The organism is Sporosarcina sp. P20a (genome assembly GCF_002743175.1).
In the GTDB taxonomy this organism is placed as follows: Bacteria; Bacillota; Bacilli; order Bacillales_A; family Planococcaceae; genus Sporosarcina.
In genome coordinates, this window is sequence record NZ_PDYT01000020.1 from 1 (window position 1) to 26,426 (window position 26,426).

Here is a 26,426-nt window from a genome sequence, read left to right on the forward strand (position 1 = left end):
TTTTTAACCGAAGTTGTATTACGTGGAATATGTTTGATAGCTCTCCAGCTAAAAAATATTTTTCACTCATCTAAAAAGCTCGATAAACCTTGTCACTATCGTCTGTTCAAGAGGGAGTCGCCGCCTGCCGCTCCAATCCCTTGCAATGCGAGTGGATGATACTTTTTGTTAGGCATTGAAGTCAGTGTTGCAATCCATTTTGAACTTCAGTACTTGAATCTAAATAAGTTTAGGCAAAACAATAATTCACACACTACCTACAGTGAGTGATCTAAGTATCTCCACTAACAACTTAGGATGGAAGCGGAAGCTGGCGGCGACTCCCGATGGATCAGCTCGAAAGGAGAGACAACCAAAAGGGAGCTTGCGACCTGGTTGGCTCACCGAGAGCCCATGGGAAAGCGTCCGCCAGCTGGAGCTTCCATCCCCTCGCACTCTCAAACTATCCCTTACTTCTACAAAGATTCTAAATATCCAAAATCAAAAATGCCCACAGAAGAAAAATCTTCTGTGGGCATACTTTTTAGTTTTTATGCTCAAGCGCCGCGCGGATGAAGTCGCGGATTAGTGGTGATGGACGATTTGGACGGGAAGCGAATTCTGGGTGGAACTGGCAAGCCACGAAATATGGATGGTCCGGCATCTCCATAATTTCGATCAAGCGACCGTCCGGGCTAATTCCAGAAACGATGAATCCTGCCTCTTCCAACTGCGCACGATATGCCAAGTTCATTTCATAACGGTGGCGATGACGCTCGTACACTAACTCCTCGCCATATGCAGCAGAAGCCTTCGTGTTTTCAGCTACTTTACACGGATAAGCACCTAGACGCAATGTGCTGTCTGCTTCGCGTGCTGTGCGGCAATCTGGGTGGAATGTCGTAATTTTGTGCTCAGTCTCTGTGTCGAACTCCAGTGAATGAGCTGTTTTCAACCCGATGACGTTCCGTGCGATTTCAGTAGCCGCTAACTGCAAACCTAAACTGATACCGAAGAATGGAATCTTCTGTTCACGTGCATACGTGATTGCTTCAATTTTACCGTCGATTGCACGATCTCCGAAGCCACCTGGTACAAGAATACCATCTACGTCTCCGAGAAGTTCTGCAACGTTTTCTTTCGTCACATCTGCCGAATTGATCCACTTAATATCGATGTCTGCATCGAAAGCGTATCCAGCGTGACGCATAGCTTCTACTGCGGAAATGTATGCATCTTGTAATTCTACATACTTACCAACTAGACCGATTTTCACTGTTTCTTTTAGTGATTTAACCAACTTCACTAGTTCTTCCACTTCAGAAAGTTCAGGCTGTGGCGTTTCAAGACCTAGGTAATCCACAACTAATTGGTCCATGTTTTGTTCATGCAAACGAAGAGGTACTTCGTATAATGTTTCCGCATCAAGTGCTTCGATTACTTCTTCTGATTTGATGTTACAGAATAACGCAATCTTGTCTTTCATTTCTTGCGGCACTGGATATTCGCTTCGCACAACGATCATGTTCGGCTGAATTCCAAGACTACGCAATTCCTTTACACTGTGTTGCGTAGGCTTCGTTTTCATTTCACCAGCCGCATGCAAATATGGAATGAGCGTGTTGTGGATGTACATCACGTCATCTTTCGCAAGATCTGTTTTCAACTGACGAATGGCTTCAAGATAAGGCAATGATTCGATATCCCCTACGCTTCCACCGATTTCTGTAATGACGACATCTGCGTTTAATGTTTGCCCTGCACGTTTAATCAATTCTTTAATTTCATTGGTAATATGAGGGATTACTTGAACTGTTGCACCGTTGTATTCACCAGCGCGTTCTTTGCGCAATACTAGATCATAGACTTTCCCCATTGTTACATTGGAGTAACGGTTACACTCGATGTCGATAAAACGCTCGTAGTGACCGATGTCAAGATCCGTTTCCGCTCCGTCTTCCGTTACGAAAACTTCCCCGTGCTGGTACGGGCTCATCATGCGTGGATCGATATTGATGTATGGATCGAATTTTTGGTTCGTCACTTTCAAACCACGGTTTTTAAGTAAACGTCCGAGTGATGCCGCGTTGATACCTTTACCTAAAGAAGAGACGACGCCGCCTGTAATGAAAATATATTTTGTCATGTGTAGTGCCTCCATTTATTCTTTTTCCGAGCTATTAGGGTCGATACAAAATCAAAAAAGCGCCCCGTTTGTAGCGTAACTACAATAAGGAGCGCGTATACACGAATTTATGTGTCCTTTTCAGGAGCCCATCCAAATCTTATATTTTTGGGCACTAAAAGTCAAGTCCAATTATTTCTCTTCCTCGTACTCATCGTCTTCCTCTTCGTCCTCTTCATCTTCTTCATCGATATCGAGTTCTACTTCAGGAATTACTTCTAGGTCGTCGTCAGGATCGATTAAATCTTCCTCGAGTCCGACTACTTCCTCTTCTTCCTCTTCTTCGTCGTCTGCGTCATCTTCTTCGCCAAGTTCTACGTATTCTTCATCGAAGATTTCTTCATCATCATCATCATCTTCTTCAATATCATCTTCGTCATAATCTTTTTTCTTCTTTTTCTTCTTGCGTACTTTTACGACTGGCGCCGTTTCTTCTTCGATCTGATCGACTGGATACCATTCGCGTAAGCCCCAACGGTTGTCCTGGATCGCAAGGAATCTGCCATCGATGTTCAAGTCTGTATAAAACTGAAGTATTTTCGCTTTCAATTCTTTCTCGCTTACACCTGTAAGTTTACGGAACTCTTCCATCAATTCCGCCAACGTGAGGGATTCACGTCGTTCTGTCAGTACTTGGTGCGTAATGTTGATTAACGATTCTTCCAAAAGTTCTTCTTTTGTCATGTCATGGATATTCAATGTATGGCACGTCCTTTCTTCTATCAATCACACGCGGAACCGACCAAGTCAGTTAATGATTTGGCCGATCGACGTTTTTTATCTTGTAGCATATAAGCATAGTGTACATTATATACGTTATTTCTACCAATATGCTACATTCTTTTACTTCTCTTTATATTTCTATACTCAGTAATGGTCAAATACCCCAGATAGACCGCCGCAAAGGTGAAGGGGATTACGCCGAGTCCGCTGTTGTAGAAGATGAGTGTGAGTGTAATTAAGAGAGCTATTATGATTGCATGATAGTACCATCTCACATTCAGCACGTCCCTTTTCTTTGTTGTTCTTATTATACTGACTAACTTACTAAATTATCCACTTTGATAGGGAAAGAATTTTACGAAATGAATTAGGTTTCATAGGATACTTGAGATAGAGTAGCTGGAATGGCTGTTGGGGTAGGGATTTGCGCTTCGGAGGGGACGCTTTCCCATGGGCCCGCGGTGAGCCAACCAGGTCGCAGGCTCCCTTTTGGTTGTCTCACCTGATCGGGCTGATCCATCGGGAGTCGCCCCTCCTACGCTCCAATCCCTTGCAATCAGAGTGGATGCCACTTATTGTCGCTCATTGAAGCTGCGCTTGTGACTGGTTTAGTACCCATCATTTACACTCACTCTGGCGTTAAACTATACTATTGCTAGAGAAATTACTATTTCACACACTAGCGACAATGAGTGACACATATTGTGACTTAAGAAGTCGGTTTCGTAATCTATTCAGCACTTGAACTTAAATAAGTACCAAAGTCAAAAAACTCACACTCAATAGCCAGTTAAGTATTCTGTATTTCTCCACTCTCTACATAAGGATTGCAACGGAAGCTGGGGCGACTCCGGGAGGATCAGCGTGCGCCTTGAGACCCCGCAGGGAGCGAAGCGGACGAGGAGGCTCAAGCCACGCCCTCCGGAACGCGTCCCCAGCTGGAGTTGCAATCCCACGCACTAGCCCACGCATCTACACTTTGAATTTGACTTTAACCTCAACTACGACATTGACTTCAACCTTACCCCAATACAAAAAAAGAGGATGCCACCAGAAGTGATGGCTTCTGTGACATCCCCTTTGAGATGCAATTACATATTACGGCGGTATTGCCCGCCTACTTCGTAAAGCGCATTCGTAATTTGACCAAGACTCGCGACTCGCACAGTCTTCATCAACTCAGCGAAGACGTTGCCGCCTGTAATCGCCGCTTCCTGAAGATCCGCAAGTGCTTGCTCTGCTTCGTCAGCATGTTTAGCTTGGAACGCGCGCAAGTTGATAATTTGCGACTCTTTTTCTTCTTGTGTCGCACGTGCCAATTCCATATTGTCGATATCCTCTTCAGACGGAGGATTCGGATTTAAGTACGTGTTGACGCCGATGATCGGCAGCTCACCTGAGTGCTTTTTCATTTCATAATACATCGACTCTTCCTGGATCTTGCCACGCTGGTATTGCGTCTCCATAGAACCCAGTACGCCACCACGGTCGTTTAGGCGATCGAATTCTTGTAATACCGCTTCTTCTACGAGACTTGTCATTTCTTCGATGATGTAAGCCCCTTGAAGCGGGTTTTCGTTTTTCGATAAACCGTGTTCTTTCATAATGATCATCTGAATCGCCATCGCACGACGAACAGATTCTTCTGTCGGTGTCGTAATTGCTTCATCGTAGGCATTCGTGTGCAGCGAGTTACAGTTATCTTGCAGTGCCATCAATGCTTGCAATGTTGTGCGAATGTCATTGAAATCAATTTCTTGCGCATGCAAACTACGGCCGGATGTTTGGATATGGTATTTCAACTTTTGACTGCGTTCATTCGCTCCGTATTTATCACGCATCGTAATCGCCCAAATGCGACGTGCGACGCGACCGATTACCGTATATTCCGGATCAAGGCCATTCGAGAAGAAGAATGACAAGTTCGGTGCAAAGTCGTCGATATGCATGCCGCGGCTCAAGTAATACTCCACATACGTGAAGCCGTTTGCGAGCGTGAACGCTAGCTGGGAAATCGGATTCGATCCTGCTTCTGCGATATGATAGCCCGAAATAGATACAGAATAGTAATTACGCACTTTTTTATCAATGAAATACTGTTGGATATCGCCCATTAGACGCAATGCGAATTCTGTAGAGAAGATACATGTATTTTGCCCTTGATCTTCTTTCAGGATATCTGCTTGAACCGTTCCACGAACTGTTTGGAATGTCATTTCACGTACTTCAGTGAACTCTTCGACAGTAAGTGTGCGTCCAAGCCCTTCTTCTTTTTTACGTACTTGCTGATCGACCGCTGCGTTCATGAACATCGCTAGGATAATCGGTGCGGGTCCATTAATTGTCATAGAAACGGACGTCATAGGTGAACACAAATCGAAACCGTCATAGAGCTTTTTCATATCTTCCAGTGTACAAATACTTACACCAGATTCGCCGACTTTTCCGTAAATATCAGGACGCTCATCAGGATCTTCTCCGTACAATGTGACAGAGTCAAAAGCTGTTGATAAACGTTTCGCATCGTCATCTTTTGATACGTAGTGGAAACGACGATTCGTACGTTCAGGCGTCCCTTCTCCAGCGAACTGACGGCGTGGATCTTCCCCTTCGCGTTTGAATGGGAAAACGCCTCCAGTATACGGGAATGAGCCAGGTACGTTCTCGCTGTAGACAAAGCGTAGAATTTCTCCATAGTCTTTGTATTGTGGCAAGACTACTTTTGGAACTTTCAAGCCAGATAGACTAACTGTATTAAGCGTCGTACGAATTTCTTTGTCGCGGATTTTCACAACAAATTCATCTTGCTGATACGACTCTCTCAAAGGTTCCCAGTTTTTCAAAGTACGTTTGGATTCGCTTGTTAATTGCTCTTCTACGCCTTCTTTCAAGCTATTCAATGAATCTAGTAACGCTTCATTGGAATCTGCTTCTTTTACCGCTTCAATCGCACCTTCAAGTTGGAACACGCGACGTGCCAATTTTGCTTGCTCTTTGGATTTCGCATGGTAGTTACGGATAGTGGATGCGATCTCACGCAAGTAATGGCTACGGTCAGGTGGAATAATCACGGTTTGCTTTTGATTCGTCACGAATTCAGTATAGCTTGTCGTCCAATCCGAATCGGTTACGTTGTTGATTTTTTCAACTAGCGCTGCGAAAAGTGTATTGGTGCCTTTATCGTTAAACTGGCTCGCAATCGTGCCGTAAACAGGCATCGTTTCTAAATCGTTGTCAAATAGTAAATGACTACGCTGATACTGTTTGCGCACTTGAATCAAAGCATCTTCTGAACCTTTGCGCTCAAATTTATTGATAACAATTAAGTCAGCAAAGTCGATCATGTCAATTTTCTCAAGTTGTGTCGGCGCACCGAATTCACTCGTCATGACGTACATCGAAACATCAGAGACATCTGTAATGCGCGCATCCCCTTGACCAATTCCGCTCGTCTCTACAATGATCAAGTCATAGCCAGCTGCTTTCGTTACATCGAGTACATCGTGGATGGCCGTTGTCAGCTCTGAACGTGATCCGCGTGTTGCCAAACTGCGCATGTAGACACGGTTATTGAAGATCGCATTCATGCGAATCCGGTCACCAAGTAACGCACCGCCTGTTTTTTGCTTCGTTGGATCTACGGAAAGTATCGCTACTCTTTTATCAGGGAACTCACGCAAGAAGCGACGAATTAATTCATCCGTCAATGAACTTTTACCTGCTCCACCTGTGCCTGTGATGCCGAGTACTGGCGTATGTTTGGACATAGAGCGTGCATGATCGAGTAATTGCTCCGTCGCTTGATCTTTATTCAAATGTTTTTCTTCTACGTAGGTAATTAAATTGGCTAGGATTCCTGGTGTTTCTGCTGTCAGTTGTTCCAGGTTGGCTTCTTCGCTTTCGGGAGTCGTGGAGAAATCCGATAGTTCCATGATTTTATTGATCATACCTTGTAGACCTAGTTTCCGACCGTCTTCCGGTGAAAAGATCCATTCAATGCCATAATCATGTAACTCTTTAATTTCTTTCGGGATGATGACTCCTCCACCACCGCCGAATATTTTAATATGGGAAGCGCCTCTTTCCTTCAGCAAGTCATGCATGTATTTGAAATACTCCACGTGACCACCTTGATAGGATGACATAGCGATTCCTTGCACATCTTCTTGAATGGCAGCGTTTACAACTTCCTCAACAGATCGATTATGTCCGAGATGAATAACTTCCGCTCCGGTTGCCTGTAATATTCTGCGCATGATATTGATTGATGCATCATGCCCGTCGAATAAACTCGATGCCGTCACGAAACGAATATGGTGTTTCGGTTTATAAATTTCTTCAGTCCCCATTAGCCTTCCACCTTCCGTACATGCCGACCGCCGCCACGAAGATTTTCATGGCGGAATCCGCAAGTTATTTACTTCTCTACACCTTTGATAATTTGATCAGTTTGTACTTTCGTATAGCGCTCTAATGTATATTGTTTGCGCAACGCCCATCTTCTGAATGACCACATTTGGCCAGATACGAGGATGTGGTGTGCGGTCAATGATACTTCATCCGGTCTGATGCGTAGATTACCTGCCTCCATGCATTTACGAATGATGATTTCAAATTGCTCGACCATTTCCAGTTCTTTAGTAAGTACGTAACGAAGCGCTTCGCTCGGTAACGACTTCGACTCCTGGTACATGACGAGGAATTCATCTGACATTTGATCGATGACTTCGTAATACCGTGCAATCGCCACACGTAGCCCTTCTACCGTGTTGTCATTGTTATCGAGCTCAGATAAACGAACTTTGACTTCATTGTAAATATTGTCACAGACGAGATACAGGACGTCTTCTTTTGTCCGGATATACTCGTACAGTGTGCCAATACTGAAGCCTGCTTCTTTGGCGATTTCACGTGTAGTCGTCCTGTGGAATCCTTTATCGATAAACAATTTCACAGCGCCCCGGCTAATTTGTGCACGTCGCTTCTGAATAAGTTCTTCATCTTTGACGGTAGATTTCACTTCATGTTTGGGCATTGCATAGACCTCCTGTTATTTCGTCAACATACGAGAAATGACGAGACGTTGAATTTCTTGTGTACCTTCATAAATTTGCGTGATTTTCGCGTCACGCATATAGCGCTCTACCGGATAATCTTTTGTATATCCGTAGCCGCCAAATACTTGAACTGCTTCTGTTGTTACTTTCATTGCTGTGTCACCAGCCATTAATTTCGCCATAGCAGATGCTTTACCGTACGGCAGGTCGTTCGATTCGAGCCATGCAGCCTGGTATGTCAATAGACGAGAAGCTTCTGTCGCTGTCGCCATATCCGCTAGTTTAAAGCTGATGCCTTGGTTGGCTACGATTGGCTTACCGAATTGTACACGTTCTTTTGAGTAGTCGACTGCAGCGTCAAGCGCGCCTTGTGCAATTCCTACTGCTTGAGCAGCAATTCCGTTACGTCCGCCATCGAGCGTTTTCATTGCGATAATGAATCCGTCGCCTTCTTCTCCAAGAAGATTTTCTTTCGGTACGCGACAGTTATCTAGTACGACTTCTGTTGTTGGAGATGAACGAATGCCCATCTTCTTCTCTTTCTTACCTACAGAGAATCCTTCGTATGTGCTTTCTACAATGAATGCGCTTGTTCCTTTATGTTTGGATTCCGGATCCGTTACAGCGAAGACAATATATGTGTCAGCAATTCCGCCATTTGTGATGAAGATTTTCGAGCCGTTTAGCACGTAGTCGTCACCGTCAAGCGTTGCTGTAGTTTTCATGCCGCCTGCGTCTGATCCTGAGCCAGCTTCTGTTAGACAGTATGCCCCCATCTTTGAACCTTCTGCAAGTGGACGTAAGTATTTTTGTTTTTGTTCTTCGTTGCCGTATTTGAATAGTGGCCATCCTGCTAGAGATGTGTGTGCAGACAGGACGACGCCTGTAGATGCGCAGACACGGGATAGTTCTTCAACTGCGATGACGTAGGCTAGGAAGTCGCTGCCGATGCCGCCGTATTCTTCTGGCCATGGAATACCTGTGAGTCCGAGTTCGGCCATCTTATGGAAGATGTCCATGTCGAAAGTTTCGTCTTCGTCTCGTTGTGCTGCTGTTGGTGCTACCTCATTTTGTGCAAAGTCGCGTACCATTTTTCTGATCATTTCGTGTTCTTCTGATAATTTAAAGTCCATTGTTCTCCCACCCTTTTGTTTGTTTGGTTGTTTGTTTGATTAATGAATGAAATTGCTAAAGCTTAAGTTAGGCTTGTGGTTTGGGGATTGGGGCTCCAAACAGGGACGCTTTCCGGAGGGCCCGCGGTGAGCCAACTAGTCGCTATGCTCCTCTAGTTGTCTCACCTGATCGGGCTGATCCTCCCGGAGTCGCCCTGTCTTCCGCCCCAATCCCTACTTATAGCTTGTTGAAGCAAACTGACATCATTAAATTTGTAAGTTGTTGTGAATCACACTCAGCCGTAGTTTGTGCTAACCGTGCCATGCGCTCCCCTAAGCGCTTCTAACTTTAGTTTGTTAGGTGTTTGGCGATGACTACTTTTTGAATTTCGCTTGTGCCTTCGTAGATTTGGCATACTTTGGCGTCGCGGAAGTAGCGTTCTACTGGGTAGTCTTTGGTGTAGCCGTAGCCTCCGAATACTTGGACGGCTTCTATGGAGTTGTCTACGGATGCTTGGGATGCGAATAGTTTGGCCATGGAGGCTTCTTTGCCGCATGGTTTGCCTTCTGAACGTAGCCACGCTGCACGGTAGACTAGTAGTCGGGCCGCTTCTGTTGCGGTGGCCATGTCGGCTAGTTTGAATCCTATGCCTTGGTTGGCTGCGATTGGTTTGCCGAATTGTTCGCGTTCTTTTGCATAGGCAACTGAGGCTTCGAGTGAAGCTTCTGCTATGCCTAGTGCTTGAGCAGCGATACCGATTCGGCCGACGTCGAGGTTGGCCATGGCGATTTTGAAGCCGCCTTCTTCTTCACCCAATCTATTTTCCACTGGCACTTTCATATTGTCGAAGCTGAGCGCGACGGTTCGTGAGCCGTGAAGGCCCATTTTCTTTTCGTCTTTGCCTATGGATAATCCCGGCGTGTCTCGGTCGACGATGAATGCAGTGATACCGTACGTTCCTTTTTCAGGAGCGGTGTTAGCAAAGACGATGTAGACGTCCGCTTCCCCGCCATTTGTAATGAACATTTTGGAGCCGTTGATCACGTAATGATCGTCGACTCGCTTCGCTTTTGTTTTCAATGAACCTGCGTCTGATCCGGACGATGCTTCTGTCAGACAAAATGCACCGAGATATTCGCCGGATGCCATTTTCGGCAAGTAGCGTTTCTTTTGTTCTTCCGTACCGAAGTAAAGGATCGGATTCATTCCAACAGAAGTATGGACAGACAACACGACGCCCATGACGGCGCTAACTTTTGATAGTTCGTGAATCGCGATGATATATGACAAGAAGTCCATCTCTGAACCTCCATACTGTTCAGGCGCCGTAATTCCCATCAATCCAAGGTCGCCCATTTTCTCTAGTAGTTCACGTGGAAATTCTCCATCTTCCATCCGGGGTATCCAAGGTTCGATCTCGTTCTTTGCAAAGTCACGAACCATTTGGCGCATCATTTGTTGTTCTTCTGTTAATGTAAAATCCATCCTTTTCACCTCTTGCTTTCAACTTAATTCATTTATTCGTATGAATAGAAACCGCGGCCTGTTTTCTTGCCGTGCCAACCTGCTTTGACGTATTTACGCAGCAACGGGCATGGACGGTATTTCGAGTCGCCGAATCCTTCATACAATGTTTCCATAATGTACAGACATGTATCAAGTCCAATGAAATCTGCTAGTTGCAGAGGGCCCATCGGATGATTCATTCCCATTTTCATGACGTCGTCAATCGCTTCTTTCGTTGCGACCCCTTCGTATAATGTGAAGATGGCTTCGTTGATCATCGGCATCAAGACGCGGTTCGCAACAAATCCTGGCGCGTCATTCACTTCAACTGGTGTTTTATTGAGCTTCTTTGTCATCTCTTCGACTGCTTCGTAGACATCATCATCTGTCGCGAGTCCGCGGATGACTTCGACCAGCTTCATGACCGGTACTGGATTCATGAAGTGCATGCCGATCACTTTTCCTGGACGTTTAGTCGCTGCACCGATTTCCGTGATAGGTAACGAAGATGTGTTCGTTGCCAAAATCGTATGTTCCGATGTGATTTCATCTAGCTCTGCGAAGATTTTCGTTTTGATTGCCATATTTTCAACTGCCGCTTCGATGACGATGTCGGCATCTTTGGCATTTTGCATATCTAGTGATTTCGTGAAACGACCTAGGACTGCTTGTTTCTCTTCCTCTGTCATGCGTCCTTTTTCCACGTTGCGTTCTAAGTTCTTTGTGATGACTGCAAAACCTCGGTCGTATGCTTCTTCATTGAGATCGTGAAGGGTTACTTGATAGCCTGCCTGCGCGCAGACTTGAGCAATTCCTCCGCCCATTTGCCCTGCACCGATTACGAATACTTTTTCAATTGTCATCTGGAATGCCCCCGGTCAGTTAGTTTTTGGTACTTCGATCATGATCGCATCGCCTTGGCCGCCACCTGAACAGATTGCTGCGATACCGATTCCACCACCGCGACGATTTAATTCATTCGCCAGTGTCAGAACGACACGCGCTCCACTTGCACCGATCGGGTGTCCTAGTGCAACCGCGCCGCCATTGACGTTGACTTTTTCTTCGTCTAGTCCAGCGATTTGTGAGCTTGCAAGCGCAACGACTGCGAATGCTTCATTGATTTCATATAGATCGATGTCGTCTGCCGTTTTCCCTGTTTTCTCAAGTAACGCTTTGATGACATGACCTGGTGTTTCAGGGAAACGTTCCGGTTCGATGGCTACTTCCGCGTGACCTAGAATAATAGCAAGCGGTTCTTTGCCTTGCTTCTTCGCTTCTTCTTCATTCATTAACACAACAGCACATGCACCGTCGTTGATGCCGGGTGCGTTTCCTGCTGTGACACTTCCGTCTTTACCGAAAGCTGGGCGGAGTTTCGCCAACGCTTCGAGTGAACTGCCTCTACGTGGACCTTCATCTTCTGTCACAACGATTGGATCACCTTTACGTTGTGGAATGCTAACGCCAACGATTTCTTCTGCGAACAATCCGTTATCGATCGCTGCAAGTGCGCGCTCATGACTACGCAGTGACCATTCATCCTGCGTTTCACGGCTTACAGAAAAGTCATTTGCTGTACTGTTTCCATATGTGCCCATGTGGACATTGCCTTCAGAAAATGAACACGTCAGTCCATCATAAATCATGCCATCTACCAATGTGCTATCGCCCATTTTCAAGCCTGAACGGACATTTGCGTAATACGGTGCGTTAGTCATAGATTCCATCCCGCCAGCGACGATCGTTGTCTCATCCCCAAGACGGATCAGCTGGTCAGCTAGTGTGATGCTGCGCATTCCGGAAGCGCATACTTTGTTAATCGTTTCAGTTTTGACACCGTACGGAATGCCGCCTTTGACAGCTGCTTGACGTGAAGGAATTTGGCCTTGCCCTGCTTGTAAAACAGTCCCCATGATGACTTCATCCACTTGATCACCTTGTACGCCAGCACGTGCCAATGCTTCTTTGATAGCAATACCGCCTAGATCACTTGCTGTTTTCGATTGCAATGCCCCGCTTAATTTCCCAAATGGTGTTCTAGCACCTTGTAAAATCACTGTTCTCATTTTCCCATTCCCCCTATTTGTTTACTGACTGAACGCTCGCTCGATATCTTACTACTAAATAAGAGGGTGCATAGCCCCTCTTATTTATAGTTCATTCAATTGTTAGCGCTTTAGATATCTTATTGTACGGTATTGACACGATATTCGCAATAATTTTAATCTTGTTTTCTATCGGCGTTTTCCAGTGTTTCATCCCCTGTTTCAACCGTTACAGCTAACTCAGGCTCTGAAATCACTTCTTCCGACTCTACTACTTGTTCCACAACTACTGTTTCTTCTATCACTTCTTCTACTTCAGGCTCAGCGATCGTTTGGTGTTCGCCAAAGATCGAGCGTTCTAATAGTTCAGCAATGTCGTATGTGCCGACTTGTTCTTCGACTTCAACAGCTTTCGTTCCGTCTGACAACATCGTCAAGCAATACGGACAGCCAGATGAAATGATTCCCGGGCTGACTTCAAGCGCTTGTTCAGTTCGTGCAACGTTGACGCGCTGGCCTGCATCTTCTTCCATCCACATCATACCGCCACCCGCTCCACAGCACATGCCGTCTTCGCGGTTACGTTCCATTTCTACCAACTGAACGCCTGGAATCGCTTTAAGGATTTCTCTTGGCTGATCGTAGACATCGTTGTAGCGGCCTAAGTAACATGAATCGTGGAACGTGATAACTTCATCGATTGCATGTTTCGGTACTAGTTTGCCTGACGTAACCAATTCGTGTAGCAACTCGGTATGGTGTTTCACGATGACTTGTAGACCGAAATCTGGGTATTCATTTTTGAAGATATTGTATGCGTGCGGATCAATCGTAACAATTTTCGAAACATCCGCTTTTTCAAATTCGGCGATATTTGCTGTTGCGAGCTCTTGGAATAAAAATTCATTTCCGAGTCGACGTGGTGTGTCTCCGGAGTTCTTCTCTTTGTTACCAAGAATCGCGAAGCTTACCCCTGCTTCATTCAATAAATGTGCGAAAGATAGAGCAATTTTCTGTGAGCGGTTATCAAACGCACCCATAGAACCAACCCATAGTAAGTATTCGAAGTCTTCTCCAGCTTTCTTCGCTTCTTTCACTGTCGGGATGTGCAAGTCTGGACGTGCATCTCTCCAGTTTTCTTTCTCTTTACGGTTAAGGCCCCATGGATTACCTTGACGTTCGATGTTTGTCATCGCGCGCTGTGCATCCGGATCCATCTTCCCTTCCGTCATCACAAGATAACGACGAAGGTCGATAATTTTATCTACGTGTTCATTCATTACCGGACACTGGTCTTCACAGTTACGGCACGTCGTACATGCCCAAATTTCTTCTTCAGTGATGACGTCTCCAATCAATGAAGGACTATATAGCTCATCAATTGTCATTCCTTCTGCTGTAGCAGCGAGTGCCAATTGATTTCCTTGTGAGTTTTTAAACATAAGTTGAGGTACCCATGGCTGTTGTTTCGTCATGATAGCACCAGTGTTTGTTAAGTGATCACGTAGCTTCGTAATCAAGTCCATCGGTGACAACATTTTACCTGTACCCGTTGCCGGACACATATTCGTACAACGTCCACATTCTACACATGCATAGAAGTCGATCATTTGCGCTTGTGTGAAGTCCGTGATCTTACCTACACCAAGTGGCGGCATATCTTCTTCGTCTTCAATTTCTTCAAGTGCTTCAAAATCGATTGGCTTCAAACGTCCCGCGTGATCTAAGCGGTGGAAATAAACGTTTGCCGGACCTGCGATCAAGTGCGCGTGCTTAGATTGTGGTACATACACTAGGAACGTCAGCAATGTCAGTAAGTGTACCCACCAGCCGACAAAGAATATCGTGACGGCTACGCCTGTTGGAACACCGCTAAATACCGTTGCGATGATCGATGCCATTGGCTCTGTCCATGTTGTGCCTTCATTATGCCAAATCATGTTCGCGCCGTTTGCAACTAGTGTCGAGAGCATGAGTAGTCCAATGAATATAAGAACTAGACCTGATTTCCAGCCGCGCTTTAGACGAACTAGCTTTTCCATGTAACGACGGTAGAATGCCCATACAACCGCTACTAGGATGACGAATACGACAATCTCTTGGAAGAATGTAAATGCCGGATACAATGGGCCAAGTGGCAGATGTGATCCCGGCTTTAAGCCTTTCCAGATGAGGTCGATTGCCCCAAATTGAACGAGTAGGAATCCATAGAAGAACATGACATGGATGGCCCCACTCTTTTTATCTTTCAATAGTTTCTTTTGTCCAAATACGTACACCCAAATTTTCTTTAGACGCGCTTTGACGTCATTGTCGAATTCTTCTTTTCTCCCCAGTCGGATGAATTCGTAGCGAGTTTTTAATAAGTATAGGAATAGACCAAAGCCGTATACGACGACTGCTACAAATAAAATCCAGTTTGCGATGAGTAGTATATTCATCTCTTATTCCCCTTCCATTTCTTCTACTTGAGATTCCCTTTGAGAAACCGCTTTCAATTATATTCTATGTATAGTGTAATAATGAATGATCATTCAGTCAACTGTTTTTGAAAGTTTATTTTTTATTTTCTAACTATGGCTGAAAGGTCTTTTTGTCAAGTAGTTATTTATTTATTACAATAATTCACTCATCTAAAGCTGCTATTATAGGCTTTATCGATATGCTAATTTTACATCTAACTCTAGATTAGATGTAAAATTGTTCTAAATTCATGAAAATATTCCCACGACACATTTAGTATATCATTATTGAATCAATTAGAATATTCTTATTTTATTATAGTAAATATAGTCATTTCATGATAACGTTCTCATAATGTGTTGCTAGCATTGGAAAGGGGTTTTACTATGTATCGATTATATGCGCGCTCAGTTCAAAAAGGTCTCAAAGTCGGAATGAATTTTTTACCTTGGAGAGAGCCTGAGCTGCTAGTCGGGCCTGGTAGTTTGGAAGGCCTTGCGGGAAAAGTGAAAAGTCTTGGAATACGCAGTGTGCTCATTATTACAGATCGCGAAATTGCCAAACTTGGCTTACTAGACGTCATGCTAGTTGGGCTTAATTCACTTGGCATTAAATACTTAGTGTATGACCAAACTGTCGCGAATCCTACGATCATGAACATTGAAGAAGCACGTAGTTTGTACGTAGCGAATGATTGCGAAGCACTCATTGCGTTCGGTGGCGGTTCCCCGATTGATTGCGCAAAAGCAGTGGGTGCCAGAATTGCGAGACCCGATAAACAAATCCCTGAAATGAAAGGTTTATTCCATGTGCGCAAGCGAATCCCCACGTTGTTCACGGTACCGACGACGGCAGGAACAGGAAGTGAAGCTACGCTAGCTGCAGTCGTGACGAACAGTGAAACGCATGAGAAGTATGCGATTAGTGATACGTCACTGATCCCCCACTACGCTGTGCTCGATCCATTGTTAACGATGAAATTGCCCCCAGCGATTACGGCAGCTACTGGAATGGATGCGTTAACGCACGCCGTCGAAGCGTATATCGGCAACAGTAATACGAATGAAACGTGGAACGATAGCCGTGAAGTCGTACAACTCGTGTTCTCCAATTTATATGAAGCCTATCGCAATGGAGATAATTTGACTGCGCGAACGAATATGCAACGCGCTTCTTATTTAGCCGGCAAAGCATTTACTCGAGCATATGTCGGCAATGTCCATGCCATTGCACACACGCTGGGCGGATTTTACAACGTGCCGCACGGATTAGCGAATGCGATTATTTTGCCGCACGTACTCGAGTATTACGGCGAATGTGTGTATGAACCACTTTCTGAGTTGGCTGATTTAATTGGTATTACCAGTCACTCGGATACGAAGCGCATGAAAGCAGAGAAGTTCATCGAGGAAATTCGGGCGTTGAATCATGCGATGAATATTCCCGAGCAGGTGGATGGGATTATGGTTGAAGATATTCCACTGATGGTTAAACGCGCCGCTGCGGAAGCGAATCCGCTGTATCCAGTGCCGATGATTTTAGGGAGGAGAGAGTTTACGGAGTTGTATGAGGTGATTCGGGTTTGATGGGGTTGTTGGATTGGGCGGATATGCGGGGCGATTGAGCGGATTCGCGGACACTTTGAGCGCTTAGGCCCCGACATTGAGCGGATACGCAGACACTTTGAGCGCTTTGGCCTTAACATTGAGCGGATTCGCGGGTGCATTGAGCGCTTGGACCTTGACATTGAGCGGATTCGCGGACGCTTTGAGCGCTTAGGCCTCGACATTGAGCGGATTCGCGGACACTTTGAGCGCTTAGACCTCGACATTGAGCGGATACGCAGACGCATTGAGCGCTTGGGCCCCGACATTGAGCGGATACGCGGACACTTTGAGCGCTTATGCCTCGTCATTGAGCGGATACGCAGACACTTTGAGCACCACTCCACAAAAAACAGGGCCCCTAGTCGAATCAGGGGCCCTGTTTACCTATGGTCACTTATCTTTCTTTTCATTCGTGCGGAATACTTTTGCGCTGCGGACGTATTCATTGTCTGAAATGCCGAGTCGAGCGTTGACGATGCGTGCCGCTACGAATAGGTAATCCGATAGACGGTTCAAGTAGCGTCCAACAACCGGTGATACGTCATCTGCTGCGTTCATCAGTGTGACGGTTACGCGTTCAGCGCGGCGTGTGACAGTACGCGCGATGTGCAATGTTGCAGCTGCTGGTGAGCCACCTGGTAGGATGAAGCGTTCTAGTTCAGGCGCTTCTTCCATTAGCTTATCGATTCGGTTTTCAAGAACTGTGACAGGTTCTTCGTCGAGCTTGTAATGACGCTCTTTCATAACGTTTGCTAAGTCGCCGCCACCGTCGAATAATTCATTTTGAATCGTTTCTAGATCAGTCAGGATATCTGCAAACTTTTCGCCGTCAAGTTCCGTCATCGCTTTACCGATGAATGAATTCAGTTCATCTATCGTGCCGTATGCTTCGACGCGCAAGTCGTCTTTTGCGACGCGTCCACCAATTAAACTTGTCGTTCCTTTATCGCCAGTCTTCGTATAGATTTTCATTTCACTTCACTCCTTTGATTGTGTGAGGTATACCATACCAAATTCTTGTGACAGTTGTTGCTTCTGTGAATAATTGCTGGTATAAACGGCCGCAACGATCGCGAAGTTCTCTTTGCTGTGCTTCAAACGGTACAATGCCCCGCCCGATTTCCGTCAAAATGAAGACGGTGTTCGGTCCGCCGATCTCGCGTACTGCGTTGCTAGCTTCTGTTTCTGTTATGTCTGTAGTCATCAGCCACTCATGTAAATCGGTAATGACGAGTGATTCACCAGATTTAGCGGTTGCTGCTGTATCCATTGTACAGAAACTTGCCGCCGAATCGCCAATCCAACGTCTCACATAGTCTGTTTTGCCGTTATAGGCACCGCCGATAAAGACGTGCATGGCTTCCCCTCCTTGAATTCTTCTTCGCTAGCCCATTCAAGTTGCCAGATGGAGCCGTTCGTTACGTCCCAGTCCCAAAATGAACGTTGGTCTTGCGTGAATGTATCGAGCACTACACGAATCACGCCGCCATGCGTCACGACGACTGCATCATTCGGCAGTTCAGCTAATGCATCCAACACGCGTGACTTAACCTGTTGCAATGTTTCTCCATTACGTGGTGGTGTGTTCCACGAATCGTCTAGCCAGTTGCGATAGTCGGGGTCATTTTTCAATTGATCATATGTCTGCTCTTCAAAGTCTCCGAAATTACATTCCCTCCAGCGTGGATCAGCCGTAAAGTCTATTTGTGGAAAATAAATGGCCGCTGTTTGACGTGTTCTAATCAAATCACTTCCCACTACATGTTGGACAGCTACTGGAAATTCAATAGCCTCGCCTTCTAGAGAAACCAATCCGCTATCCGTCCACCCACAATATATCTTCTGTGCATTCGCAGTTGTCTTTAAATGCCGAACGAGAAATATACGATAAGGACGAGCCATAATAGCACCTCCATTCCTTCAATGAATGCTCCGCATAGATCCCCAGTGACACCGCCAAAATGTTTAATCGTCCAGCGATTATAAAGCCAGATGGACAAGCAGATGACGAGTAACAAGACGGGAATTAATACTATGGAGCGGAATTGAATACTTAACAGAACAATCGTCACTATGCTGATTACACTCGATGCAACTAGCATCCGCCCCCGCAGGAAATGTTGTTTGAAAAAGTACGCAATGCCGCTCGGTTTCGCGGTTTTCGTTAATGTGTAATACCCTACCAAAGCCGCGCGAGAGAGAATCGGGACCGCCACTAGCAATGCCCAGCCGTTTGCATGCTGTAGAATTTCAATAAATAAACCGATTTTCAAACAGAGTAAAACGAGTAACGACAACGTGCCGAATGCCCCGAGTCTCGGGTCATCCATGATGATCAGACGTTTTTCACGATCTTGATAGGAAAAGAATGCATCGCCAAGATCGGCAAAACCGTCTACATGCAAGCCTCCAGTGGCAATGAGTCCCGCCAGCAAAATGAATACCGCCGCAAGGAAACTATTGAAATCACTCGTGATATAGGCAACGCCCGCTAGCAGTAGACCGATTCCCCCACCGACGAACGGCAGGGCGATGTACATGCCCGATACTTCTTTTTTTCCGAGTGGCAGTTCTTTATGAACAGGTAGCGATGTGAAAAATTGGAGCGCTAATAAAATGCTATTCATCTTCTCGCTCCTTTACGCCAAAATAGATTGAATGAACGGCCAGTCGATATGTCTCTTGACGTGAGCCGCCCATTGTTCGTAGACATCGATACCTTCTGTTGCAGGAAGCGTAGCACGGTCCATGTCTTCTTCTGGAATTCCATGGTTTTCTAAGACGGGAATGACACCCGCAACCGGGATCCCCGTGTAGTGTTCAATGAATTTCACGCCGTCTTCGAAATAAGAAGCATCGCCGTAAAATTTATTTATAATAATCCCTTTGACGCGCTGACGTCTTTCTTCTGAAAGTAGTTGAAGCGTGCCAATAATCGATGCAAAAGCACCGCCTTTAGAAATGTCCGCAACTAGAATGACAGGCACATCCGCCAGTTCCGCGACGCGCATATTCGTCAGTTCACGGTCCATCAAATTTACTTCCGCGGTACTTCCCGCCCCTTCGATGATCAGCGTGTCGTAGTGATCGGACAAATAATCTAATGCTTGTTGGATCGTTTCAAGGCCTTTATCGAACCACTCTTCACGAAAGGTTTGCCCATCTATCGTTTCAAGCGGTACGCCCATCAATAGAACTTCAGCCTGCAAGTTTTCTTTCGGTTTCATCAAAATGGGATTCATTTCAACGATCGGTTGCGTGCGAGCTGCTTGCGCTTGCTGGAATTGGGACCGACTGATTTCACGTCCGTCTGCAACTGTTTCAGAGAAGCCCGACATGTTTTGTGATTTGAAAGGTGCTACACGGACGCCTTCATTCGCAAGCAGTCGGCATAACGCGGTGCAAATCATCGTTTTACCGACATCTGATGCAGTGCCTACGATCATTAATCCGTTCATATACGTTCCCCTTTCCATACGATTGGTATGCCGTGATCCATTTCAATCGCACGGTCTGCAAACTCCACGAGTTGTTGATGAAGCGTACCGATTGTTTGGCGGTATATTTCCGTCTCTTCTTCGTATTGCGGCCACTCATCGAGGACTTCATTGGAAACAATGACTAGATGGGAGACGATTTTTTTCATATGCTTAATCGTACGAAGTAATTTTTCTTGCTTTTGTTCTAAACAGCCCGAACGCGAAACGCAAGGTGCCCCTTCTTCGTATCCTTCATACATTTCATTGGCGAGCCACGTAGTGAGGCAATCCCATAAAACCAGATCGCCTGGCTTTAGAAACGGCAACACTTCATGGAGATTTTTCGGTTGCTCGATTGTGTGCCAATTCGCATGTCGACGATCTTCTTTATGTTGCTCTATCCGTTGCTTCATCTCTTCATCGGCTGCTACACCGGAAGCAATATAGACGAGGCGACCTGCTGGTTGATTCGTAAGCAGACGTTCTGCATAAGCACTTTTTCCACTGCGCGCACCGCCACTGATAAACGTTACTGTCGCTTGAACCATTGATCCATCGCCTCCCGCAGTGTAGCCATCATGGGTTCGGACTTCATGCCGATCCGTAACCAGCGCCCGTCCATCCCGCGGAAGTTTTCCGAATGGCGCAGGACGATGCCTTGTTTCAATAAATCTTTATACAGCTTCTTCGCATCTTGCCTAGGCTTCATGACAAGATAGTTTGCCGAAGAGTCGAGTACTTCACAGCCATGCGAATGCAAAAACTGCGTCATCTTCAAACGTTCTGTTTGCGCATGCAAAATCGCTTGTTCACAATACACTTCTTCCTGTAAACATAACACACCGATTTCAGCAGCAAGCCCGTTGACATGCCAGTGGGAAGCTCTTCTTTTCAGTATTCCGATTCGTTCGGAATGTGCGATTAGATACCCTAGACGGATACCAGGAATCGCATACATTTTCGTCATCGAGCGAACAATTAACAAGTTCGGATAGTTCGCGACTTGCGGAATAAAGGACTTTGATTCATCGACGAAATCAATGAACGCTTCGTCTAGCACAACATCTGTCGAACTATTTTTAGCTGCTTCTATAATCGTCAGTAGCTCGTCTTTTGTAGGCAACAAGCCTGTCGGATTATTGGGTGTGCAAATATAGATCGCATCCGCTTCAGGTAACGTCTCCAAAATCTGACGCATAGGCAATTGAAAACCTTCTGCTTCACTAGCTTGAAGCGATATGACCTCTGCGCCGTTCACTTCAAGCGTGGCGCGATATTCTGAAAAGGTTGGGTCAATTAAGAGGACGCGTTTCCCTCGGTAGCTACCCGCCAATAAAGATAGTATTTCTGCCGCACCGTTGCCGACGAGTATTTGTTGTTCGTCTACTTGATGAAAAACCGAAGCCGCCGAACGAAACGGCTGACCGTCTGGATCTGGGTAGCTGTTGAGGGTCGAAATCAACGTTGGCCACCCTTCTACTACGGACGGTGGAGGTCCTGCTGGATTACAATTTTCACTGAAATCCAGCACTTCATCAGGCATCGTGATATTCATTGATGCATACAATCGTTTGCTGTTCGCACCGTGTTCAGGCAATCGCATAGAAAATCCCTCCTAATACTGTGCCTAGTGACCAGAAAGTCCAAGACACGACTTGCATTTGATACGTAGCGGAACGGATATGTTCTTTATTCGCAATGACTGCCGGACCAAGTACCGCCCGTTCCGACACTACTCCGCGATATGTACTGCTGCCGCCTAACTGGATATTAAGTTGCCATGCAGTTGCTGCTTCCAGATAGCCGCTATTCGGGCTCATATGCTTTTTGGCATCGCCTAACCAGCCGCTAATCCGCTGTTTCAATGAATGTCCACCTTCATTTGGAGTGAACAATAGTATGAGCAATCCGGTAATTCTTGAAGGTATCCAGTTAAAGAGATCATCCATACGAGCCGAAACCTTTCCGAATTCACGGTAACGCTCATCTTTGTACCCGATCATAGAATCGAGTGTATTGACTGCTTTATACAACCACAGACCTGGTGCTCCGAGCAAGAATGCCCAAAATAATGGAGCCGTAATTCCGTCAGACGTATTTTCCGAAACCGTTTCAATCGTAGCACGGGATATCTCACTCTCATCAAGCTTCTTCGTATCCCTGCCAACAATCCAACTAAGTTTCTTACGTGCTTCGTTCATGTCTCCTGACTTCAATGGCTCATAGACTACTAATGCTGCATCACGCAAACTCTTTTGCGCAAGACCCGCCGCAATGAGTAGCGCTTCGATTGCGATGCCTGCGAACAGATGCAGACGATACGCGATACTGACGAGCCAAATGACGAGAAAAAACGTCGTCATGCAAATAAGCAACCATAAAATCGCACCTTTTACAGTGCGCATACGGCCTTTATTCAATAGCTTTGTCAAATTACTAATTGTCGTACCTAGCCACTTGACTGGATGCGGCCAGTTCGGAGGATCACCAATGAGTCGGTCGAGCACCATGCCAATCGCGATCGCAATAAAATGTGCAGGGATCATGTACGTTCACCTACTGCTAATCGATACGAATGAATAGCTCGCACCGTACAATCATAAACCCCTTTACCGATCAACTTCCCGAGTTGCGTTATCGGTCCAGCGTAGGGCAAGTGTTCTCCTTGCTGGGTAGACGCGATCAGCAAGCTGTCTGTCGAAGTACCTGTAGCAACCGTGCCGGATTCCGGATCCTTCACTTGCTCATCCTGTAACGCTTTCACTTTCGCTTCTGTTGCGGTAATCAATGCTTGGACGAAAGCTTCTTCACTTAATTCACCATTAATGAAGACCCATGTATTGATCGTCCCGATGTAAGGAATATCTTCACGTTGCCAGGACTTCGAAACGTCCACTGCGTTTCCGACACCTGCTGTCACCGCTACGACAATCGAGCCGAATTCTCCTTCGTATTCCTCCACTTCAACATGCTCCGGACTAACGGCAGTCATCATGGCGACTGTATCTGTCAGATGATAACCTAGCGCACGCAAGTAATCCGTGTTCTCTTTTTGTACATCTTCGATCATATAATCCGCACGCACGCCACGATTGACGAACGTCCGGTACCAGCCAAGTCCTGCATTATGAACTGCGGAAGAAATCGTCTTCAGTGGTTGGCTTGATTGCAACAAGACGTGATCTTGCTGAATCAATACATCTGCTTTCTTTACACAAAACCGTTCTACCTTTTCTTGCAAGTTCGGCAACAGCGTCATTTGAGGCTTCGGCATTTCAGGATGGGGCTGTGTTTTGACGCGCGCGTTGTACACATGATGAATTTCCTGTTCAAGTACGACGTCTTGCGGCGTGCCGATGGATGCTACTTCCCCGTTCTTTAACAGCAACAAACGATCACAATAGAGAGCGGCCAGATTGATGTCGTGAAATACTGAGATGACCGTGATCCCCTTCTGTCTCGTTTGATTGCGTATCGTATCGAGCAATTGCTGTTGATGTGCGATATCGAGATGGTTCGTTGGTTCATCCAATAATAAAATGGGTGCTTGCTGGGCGAGTGCTTGCGCAACGAATACGCGTTGTTGCTCGCCACCCGATAATAATTCAATCGCGGTATTTTCATATCGCGTGACACCTGTATGGTTCATCGCTTCCTGCACCGCTTGCTCGTCTAGCTCCGACCAGCTCGAGAAAATCCCCGACTGGTATGGATAACGACCGAGAGCGACGGTGTCTTCGACGCTATGGGAAAAGGCGTGCGCATGAAGCTGTGGCAAGACGGCCACTTGTTGCGCAAACTGCTTTTGGGTATAGGCGCCAGAAGGTTTACCTGCAATCATCACTTTACCGCTTTGTTTCGGCAAAATTCCCGAGATGATTTTCAGTAACGTAGATTTCCCGCTACCATTCGGCCCTAAAATCCCAAGAACTTCTCCTTTTTCCACGTGGAACGACACATTTCGCACAATCGGTTCCTTACCGTAGCCTCCCGATAAATTGTCCACTTGTAACATCTTCACATCGCTCCTTTTCTACGTTGTTTGTAAAAGATATAGGCAAACACCGGAGCGCCAATGAATGCTGTAATGACACCGACCGGTAATTCAGCCGGTGAAATAATAGTTCGTGCTACGAGATCGCAAATGATCAATAATGAAGCACCGTTAAATAATGATAACGGCAATACGTGACGGTGATCGGAGCCCCATAACATGCGTGTCATATGAGGTACAACTAGGCCGACGAAGCCGATTGTTCCAGATACAGCAACAGCAGAACCTGTTAATACCGAACCACCTAGCAAAATCATCAATTTACGCTGTTTGACATTGACTCCGAGATGATGTGCACGTTCTTCACCGAATAATAAAGCGTTCAATTCACGGCGATTGAGCCACAGCATGAATGAGCCGATGATGAAAAACGGTAGTACCATTACAATATAATTCCAACCGCGCATCGATACGCTACCAAGCAGCCAACCGACAATCTGACGGAGTTCTTCTTGCGTTAACGCAATCATCAGCGACAGTACGGAACCGAGAAATGAACCAAATATGATTCCTGTTAAAATAATCGTTTCCATTTTCATTGACCGATCGACGAGACGTGCAAAACCGATCACTAGAAACATCGTCACCGCGGCACCAATCATACTAAATACGGGTAAGGTGAATGCGCCAAGAATCGGTAGTGAAATACCAAAAAAGAGTGTGATCACGGCGCCGACAGAGGCACCGGATGACACTCCGAGGGTGTAAGGATCAGCTAATGGGTTTTTCAATAGCCCTTGGAAAGCGGCTCCTGAAATAGCCAGTGATGCACCGACGATTCCTGCCAGCAACACACGCGGCATACGGATCTTCCACAAAATATTACTCGCAGTCGCATCCGATTGATTCCATAGCGTCTCTATTGGTATTTTCACTGTACCGATCGATACGCCGAGCCAGATCGCCACAAGCAATGTGGCAATCGACACGACATAGGCGAGAGCGGTTTTATTCACCGAATACCTCAGGATAGACTGCTTTCGCAAACAATTCTAATCCATCAGCTAAACGTGGACCTGTACGGCTTGTAATATCTTCATCCAGTTGAATAACTTGATCTTCTTTGACCGCAGTCACCGCATCAAACCCGTCACGCGTTTTAATATTTTCTACGACGTTCGGAACATAGCTATATATAGCTAAAATCACATCCGGATTTTCATCTACAATTGTTTCAGGGCTGATCATAATCCAGCCTTCTTCTGTCACGATGTTTTCAGCGTGGATCATATCCAAGAATTGCTGAGGGAATGTCCCTGTTCCTGGCGTATAGATTTCAGGTGCATCGGAGTTTTCAACAAACACGCGCTTCTTGTCCGTGATGTCCGCTGCTTTCTTCTCGATATCCGCAATTTTTGTCTTCATATCTTCAACGATTTGATTCGCTTCCACATTTTTGTCCATGACTTTACCAATCAATTCAATTGTTTCATATGTCTCATCAAAAGTTCCCGCATTCGGTACGACGATTACCGGGATGCCTGCGTCACGAATTTGTTTCAAACCTTCTTCATTCGAACCCATCATCATTTCATGTGCAAATACCGCTTCCGGCTGCAATGAAATGACTTTTTCCACGTTGACCGTAAAGTCCCCTACTGTATCAAGATCCGCTACTTCCTCAGGAAAGTCATCGTTTTCTGTTACTGCGATAACTTGATCACCTGCATCAATACCGAATAAAATTTCCGTGTTGCTTGGAATTAATGAAATGACAGTTTCCGGCGCTTGTTCAAATGTAATTTCTTCACCGGTTGCATCTGTCAACGTGTATGGATAACTCGTTGTATCCGTTGATTGTTGTTCTGTTTTCGATTCTTCGCCAGACTGATTTTCATCTGCCGGTGTTTCTTCTTTTTTACTGTCGCTTCCGCATGCTGCAAGTAGTAGTACCGCGATCATTGCTGTCAGCATCAGTTGCCAAAACTTCTTCATGTGTGTTCCTCCTCTAATATGTGTGGTGCATTACGCAAGCCGCAGACATGAAAAAAACCTCCGATAGTTCGAAGGATTAGGTGGGATGAAATCAGCGCATGATTTCTTCCACTGTACCTATCCTCGTAGGTTGCCGCGGAACTTCATTTTCTAAAAAGGCAGGTGACCTGGCTTGTGCATCGCACTTACAGTGGCGGGACCGCATCGGATTTGAACCGATTTCGCTTTTCATCTCAAGTTTCGAGAACCTTTTCAGAAGATATGTAATTATGACTTA

Annotated in this window: 21 protein-coding genes and 1 riboswitch; of the genes, 1 reads left to right on the forward strand and 20 read right to left on the reverse strand. The window is 45.8% G+C overall.

Going from position 1 to position 26,426, the window contains the following annotated elements; translation table 11 throughout:
* Window positions 1-523 precede the first annotated feature (523 nt).
* The 9 genes from CSV72_RS13240 to CSV72_RS13280 form a co-directional block, all read right to left on the reverse strand.
* Window positions 524-2,125 carry a CTP synthase gene (locus CSV72_RS13240; RefSeq protein WP_099678736.1) on the reverse strand — a complete coding sequence of 534 codons (1,602 nt, stop codon included), beginning with the start codon at window positions 2,123-2,125 and terminating at the stop codon, window positions 524-526.
* 171 nt (window positions 2,126-2,296) lie between these two features.
* Complete coding sequence (gene rpoE / locus CSV72_RS13245) at window positions 2,297-2,848, reverse strand: DNA-directed RNA polymerase subunit delta (protein WP_233191290.1); 552 nt, start codon at window positions 2,846-2,848, stop codon at window positions 2,297-2,299.
* Window positions 2,849-3,978: 1,130 nt separating this feature from the next.
* Window positions 3,979-7,236, reverse strand: a complete 3,258-nt coding sequence (icmF, locus tag CSV72_RS13250; RefSeq protein WP_099678738.1) for a fused isobutyryl-CoA mutase/GTPase IcmF — start codon at window positions 7,234-7,236, stop codon at window positions 3,979-3,981.
* Between the two features lie 68 nt (window positions 7,237-7,304).
* The gene (locus CSV72_RS13255; RefSeq protein WP_099678739.1) at window positions 7,305-7,922 is read right to left on the reverse strand and encodes a TetR/AcrR family transcriptional regulator; all 618 of its coding nucleotides are present in this window, start codon (window positions 7,920-7,922) and stop codon (window positions 7,305-7,307) included.
* A gap of 15 nt (window positions 7,923-7,937) precedes the next feature.
* Window positions 7,938-9,077 (reverse strand): acyl-CoA dehydrogenase, encoded by a 1,140-nt coding sequence (locus CSV72_RS13260; RefSeq protein ID WP_099678740.1) that lies wholly within the window; start codon window positions 9,075-9,077, stop codon window positions 7,938-7,940.
* Window positions 9,078-9,405: 328 nt separating this feature from the next.
* Window positions 9,406-10,542, reverse strand: a complete 1,137-nt coding sequence (locus CSV72_RS13265; protein ID WP_099678741.1) for an acyl-CoA dehydrogenase — start codon at window positions 10,540-10,542, stop codon at window positions 9,406-9,408.
* A 32-nt stretch (window positions 10,543-10,574) separates the two neighbouring features.
* Window positions 10,575-11,426, reverse strand: a complete 852-nt coding sequence (locus CSV72_RS13270; protein ID WP_099678742.1) for a 3-hydroxybutyryl-CoA dehydrogenase — start codon at window positions 11,424-11,426, stop codon at window positions 10,575-10,577.
* 15 nt (window positions 11,427-11,441) lie between these two features.
* Window positions 11,442-12,632: an acetyl-CoA C-acetyltransferase gene (locus tag CSV72_RS13275; RefSeq protein ID WP_099662494.1), complete on the reverse strand. Its 1,191-nt coding sequence runs from the start codon at window positions 12,630-12,632 to the stop codon at window positions 11,442-11,444.
* Window positions 12,633-12,787: 155 nt separating this feature from the next.
* On the reverse strand, window positions 12,788-15,052 hold the full coding sequence (locus CSV72_RS13280) for a (Fe-S)-binding protein (protein WP_099678743.1): 2,265 nt from the start codon (window positions 15,050-15,052) through the stop codon (window positions 12,788-12,790).
* Between the two features lie 408 nt (window positions 15,053-15,460).
* Between CSV72_RS13280 and CSV72_RS13285 the strand changes: the two genes are divergently transcribed.
* Window positions 15,461-16,660: an iron-containing alcohol dehydrogenase gene (locus tag CSV72_RS13285; RefSeq protein ID WP_099678744.1), complete on the forward strand. Its 1,200-nt coding sequence runs from the start codon at window positions 15,461-15,463 to the stop codon at window positions 16,658-16,660.
* 411 nt (window positions 16,661-17,071) lie between these two features.
* Here CSV72_RS13285 and CSV72_RS13290 read toward each other — a convergent pair whose 3' ends face one another.
* From CSV72_RS13290 to CSV72_RS13340, 11 genes are read right to left on the reverse strand one after another with little or no spacing between them, the layout of a single operon-like run.
* Window positions 17,072-17,653 carry a cob(I)yrinic acid a,c-diamide adenosyltransferase gene (locus tag CSV72_RS13290; RefSeq protein WP_099670305.1) on the reverse strand — a complete coding sequence of 194 codons (582 nt, stop codon included), beginning with the start codon at window positions 17,651-17,653 and terminating at the stop codon, window positions 17,072-17,074.
* Window position 17,654: 1 nt separating this feature from the next.
* Window positions 17,655-18,038, reverse strand: a complete 384-nt coding sequence (locus CSV72_RS13295) for a bifunctional adenosylcobinamide kinase/adenosylcobinamide-phosphate guanylyltransferase (protein ID WP_099678745.1) — start codon at window positions 18,036-18,038, stop codon at window positions 17,655-17,657.
* Window positions 17,990-18,583 carry a histidine phosphatase family protein gene (locus CSV72_RS13300; RefSeq protein ID WP_099678746.1) on the reverse strand — a complete coding sequence of 198 codons (594 nt, stop codon included), beginning with the start codon at window positions 18,581-18,583 and terminating at the stop codon, window positions 17,990-17,992. The genes CSV72_RS13295 and CSV72_RS13300 overlap by 49 nt, the downstream gene beginning before the upstream one ends.
* Complete coding sequence (gene cobS / locus CSV72_RS13305; protein ID WP_099678747.1) at window positions 18,544-19,308, reverse strand: adenosylcobinamide-GDP ribazoletransferase; 765 nt, start codon at window positions 19,306-19,308, stop codon at window positions 18,544-18,546. Before cobS ends, CSV72_RS13300 begins: the two co-directional genes overlap by 40 nt.
* A 12-nt stretch (window positions 19,309-19,320) precedes the next feature.
* Window positions 19,321-20,139, reverse strand: a complete 819-nt coding sequence (locus CSV72_RS13310) for a cobyric acid synthase (RefSeq protein WP_099678748.1) — start codon at window positions 20,137-20,139, stop codon at window positions 19,321-19,323.
* A complete protein-coding gene (locus CSV72_RS13315; protein WP_099678749.1) occupies window positions 20,136-20,708 on the reverse strand; it encodes a bifunctional adenosylcobinamide kinase/adenosylcobinamide-phosphate guanylyltransferase in 573 nt (190 codons plus the stop codon). The genes CSV72_RS13310 and CSV72_RS13315 overlap by 4 nt, the downstream gene beginning before the upstream one ends.
* Complete coding sequence (gene cobD, locus CSV72_RS13320) at window positions 20,690-21,763, reverse strand: threonine-phosphate decarboxylase CobD (RefSeq protein WP_099678750.1); 1,074 nt, start codon at window positions 21,761-21,763, stop codon at window positions 20,690-20,692. Before cobD ends, CSV72_RS13315 begins: the two co-directional genes overlap by 19 nt.
* Window positions 21,750-22,703 carry an adenosylcobinamide-phosphate synthase CbiB gene (gene cbiB, locus CSV72_RS13325; RefSeq protein WP_099678775.1) on the reverse strand — a complete coding sequence of 318 codons (954 nt, stop codon included), beginning with the start codon at window positions 22,701-22,703 and terminating at the stop codon, window positions 21,750-21,752. Before cbiB ends, cobD begins: the two co-directional genes overlap by 14 nt.
* On the reverse strand, window positions 22,703-24,175 hold the full coding sequence (locus tag CSV72_RS13330; protein ID WP_099678751.1) for an adenosylcobinamide amidohydrolase: 1,473 nt from the start codon (window positions 24,173-24,175) through the stop codon (window positions 22,703-22,705). Before CSV72_RS13330 ends, cbiB begins: the two co-directional genes overlap by 1 nt.
* Window positions 24,176-24,177: 2 nt before the next feature.
* Window positions 24,178-25,170, reverse strand: a complete 993-nt coding sequence (locus tag CSV72_RS13335; protein ID WP_099678752.1) for a FecCD family ABC transporter permease — start codon at window positions 25,168-25,170, stop codon at window positions 24,178-24,180.
* On the reverse strand, window positions 25,163-26,149 hold the full coding sequence (locus tag CSV72_RS13340; protein WP_099678753.1) for an ABC transporter substrate-binding protein: 987 nt from the start codon (window positions 26,147-26,149) through the stop codon (window positions 25,163-25,165). Before CSV72_RS13340 ends, CSV72_RS13335 begins: the two co-directional genes overlap by 8 nt.
* A gap of 140 nt (window positions 26,150-26,289) precedes the next feature.
* Window positions 26,290-26,416, reverse strand: a riboswitch (cobalamin riboswitch).
* Between the last annotated feature and the right edge of the window lie 10 nt (window positions 26,417-26,426).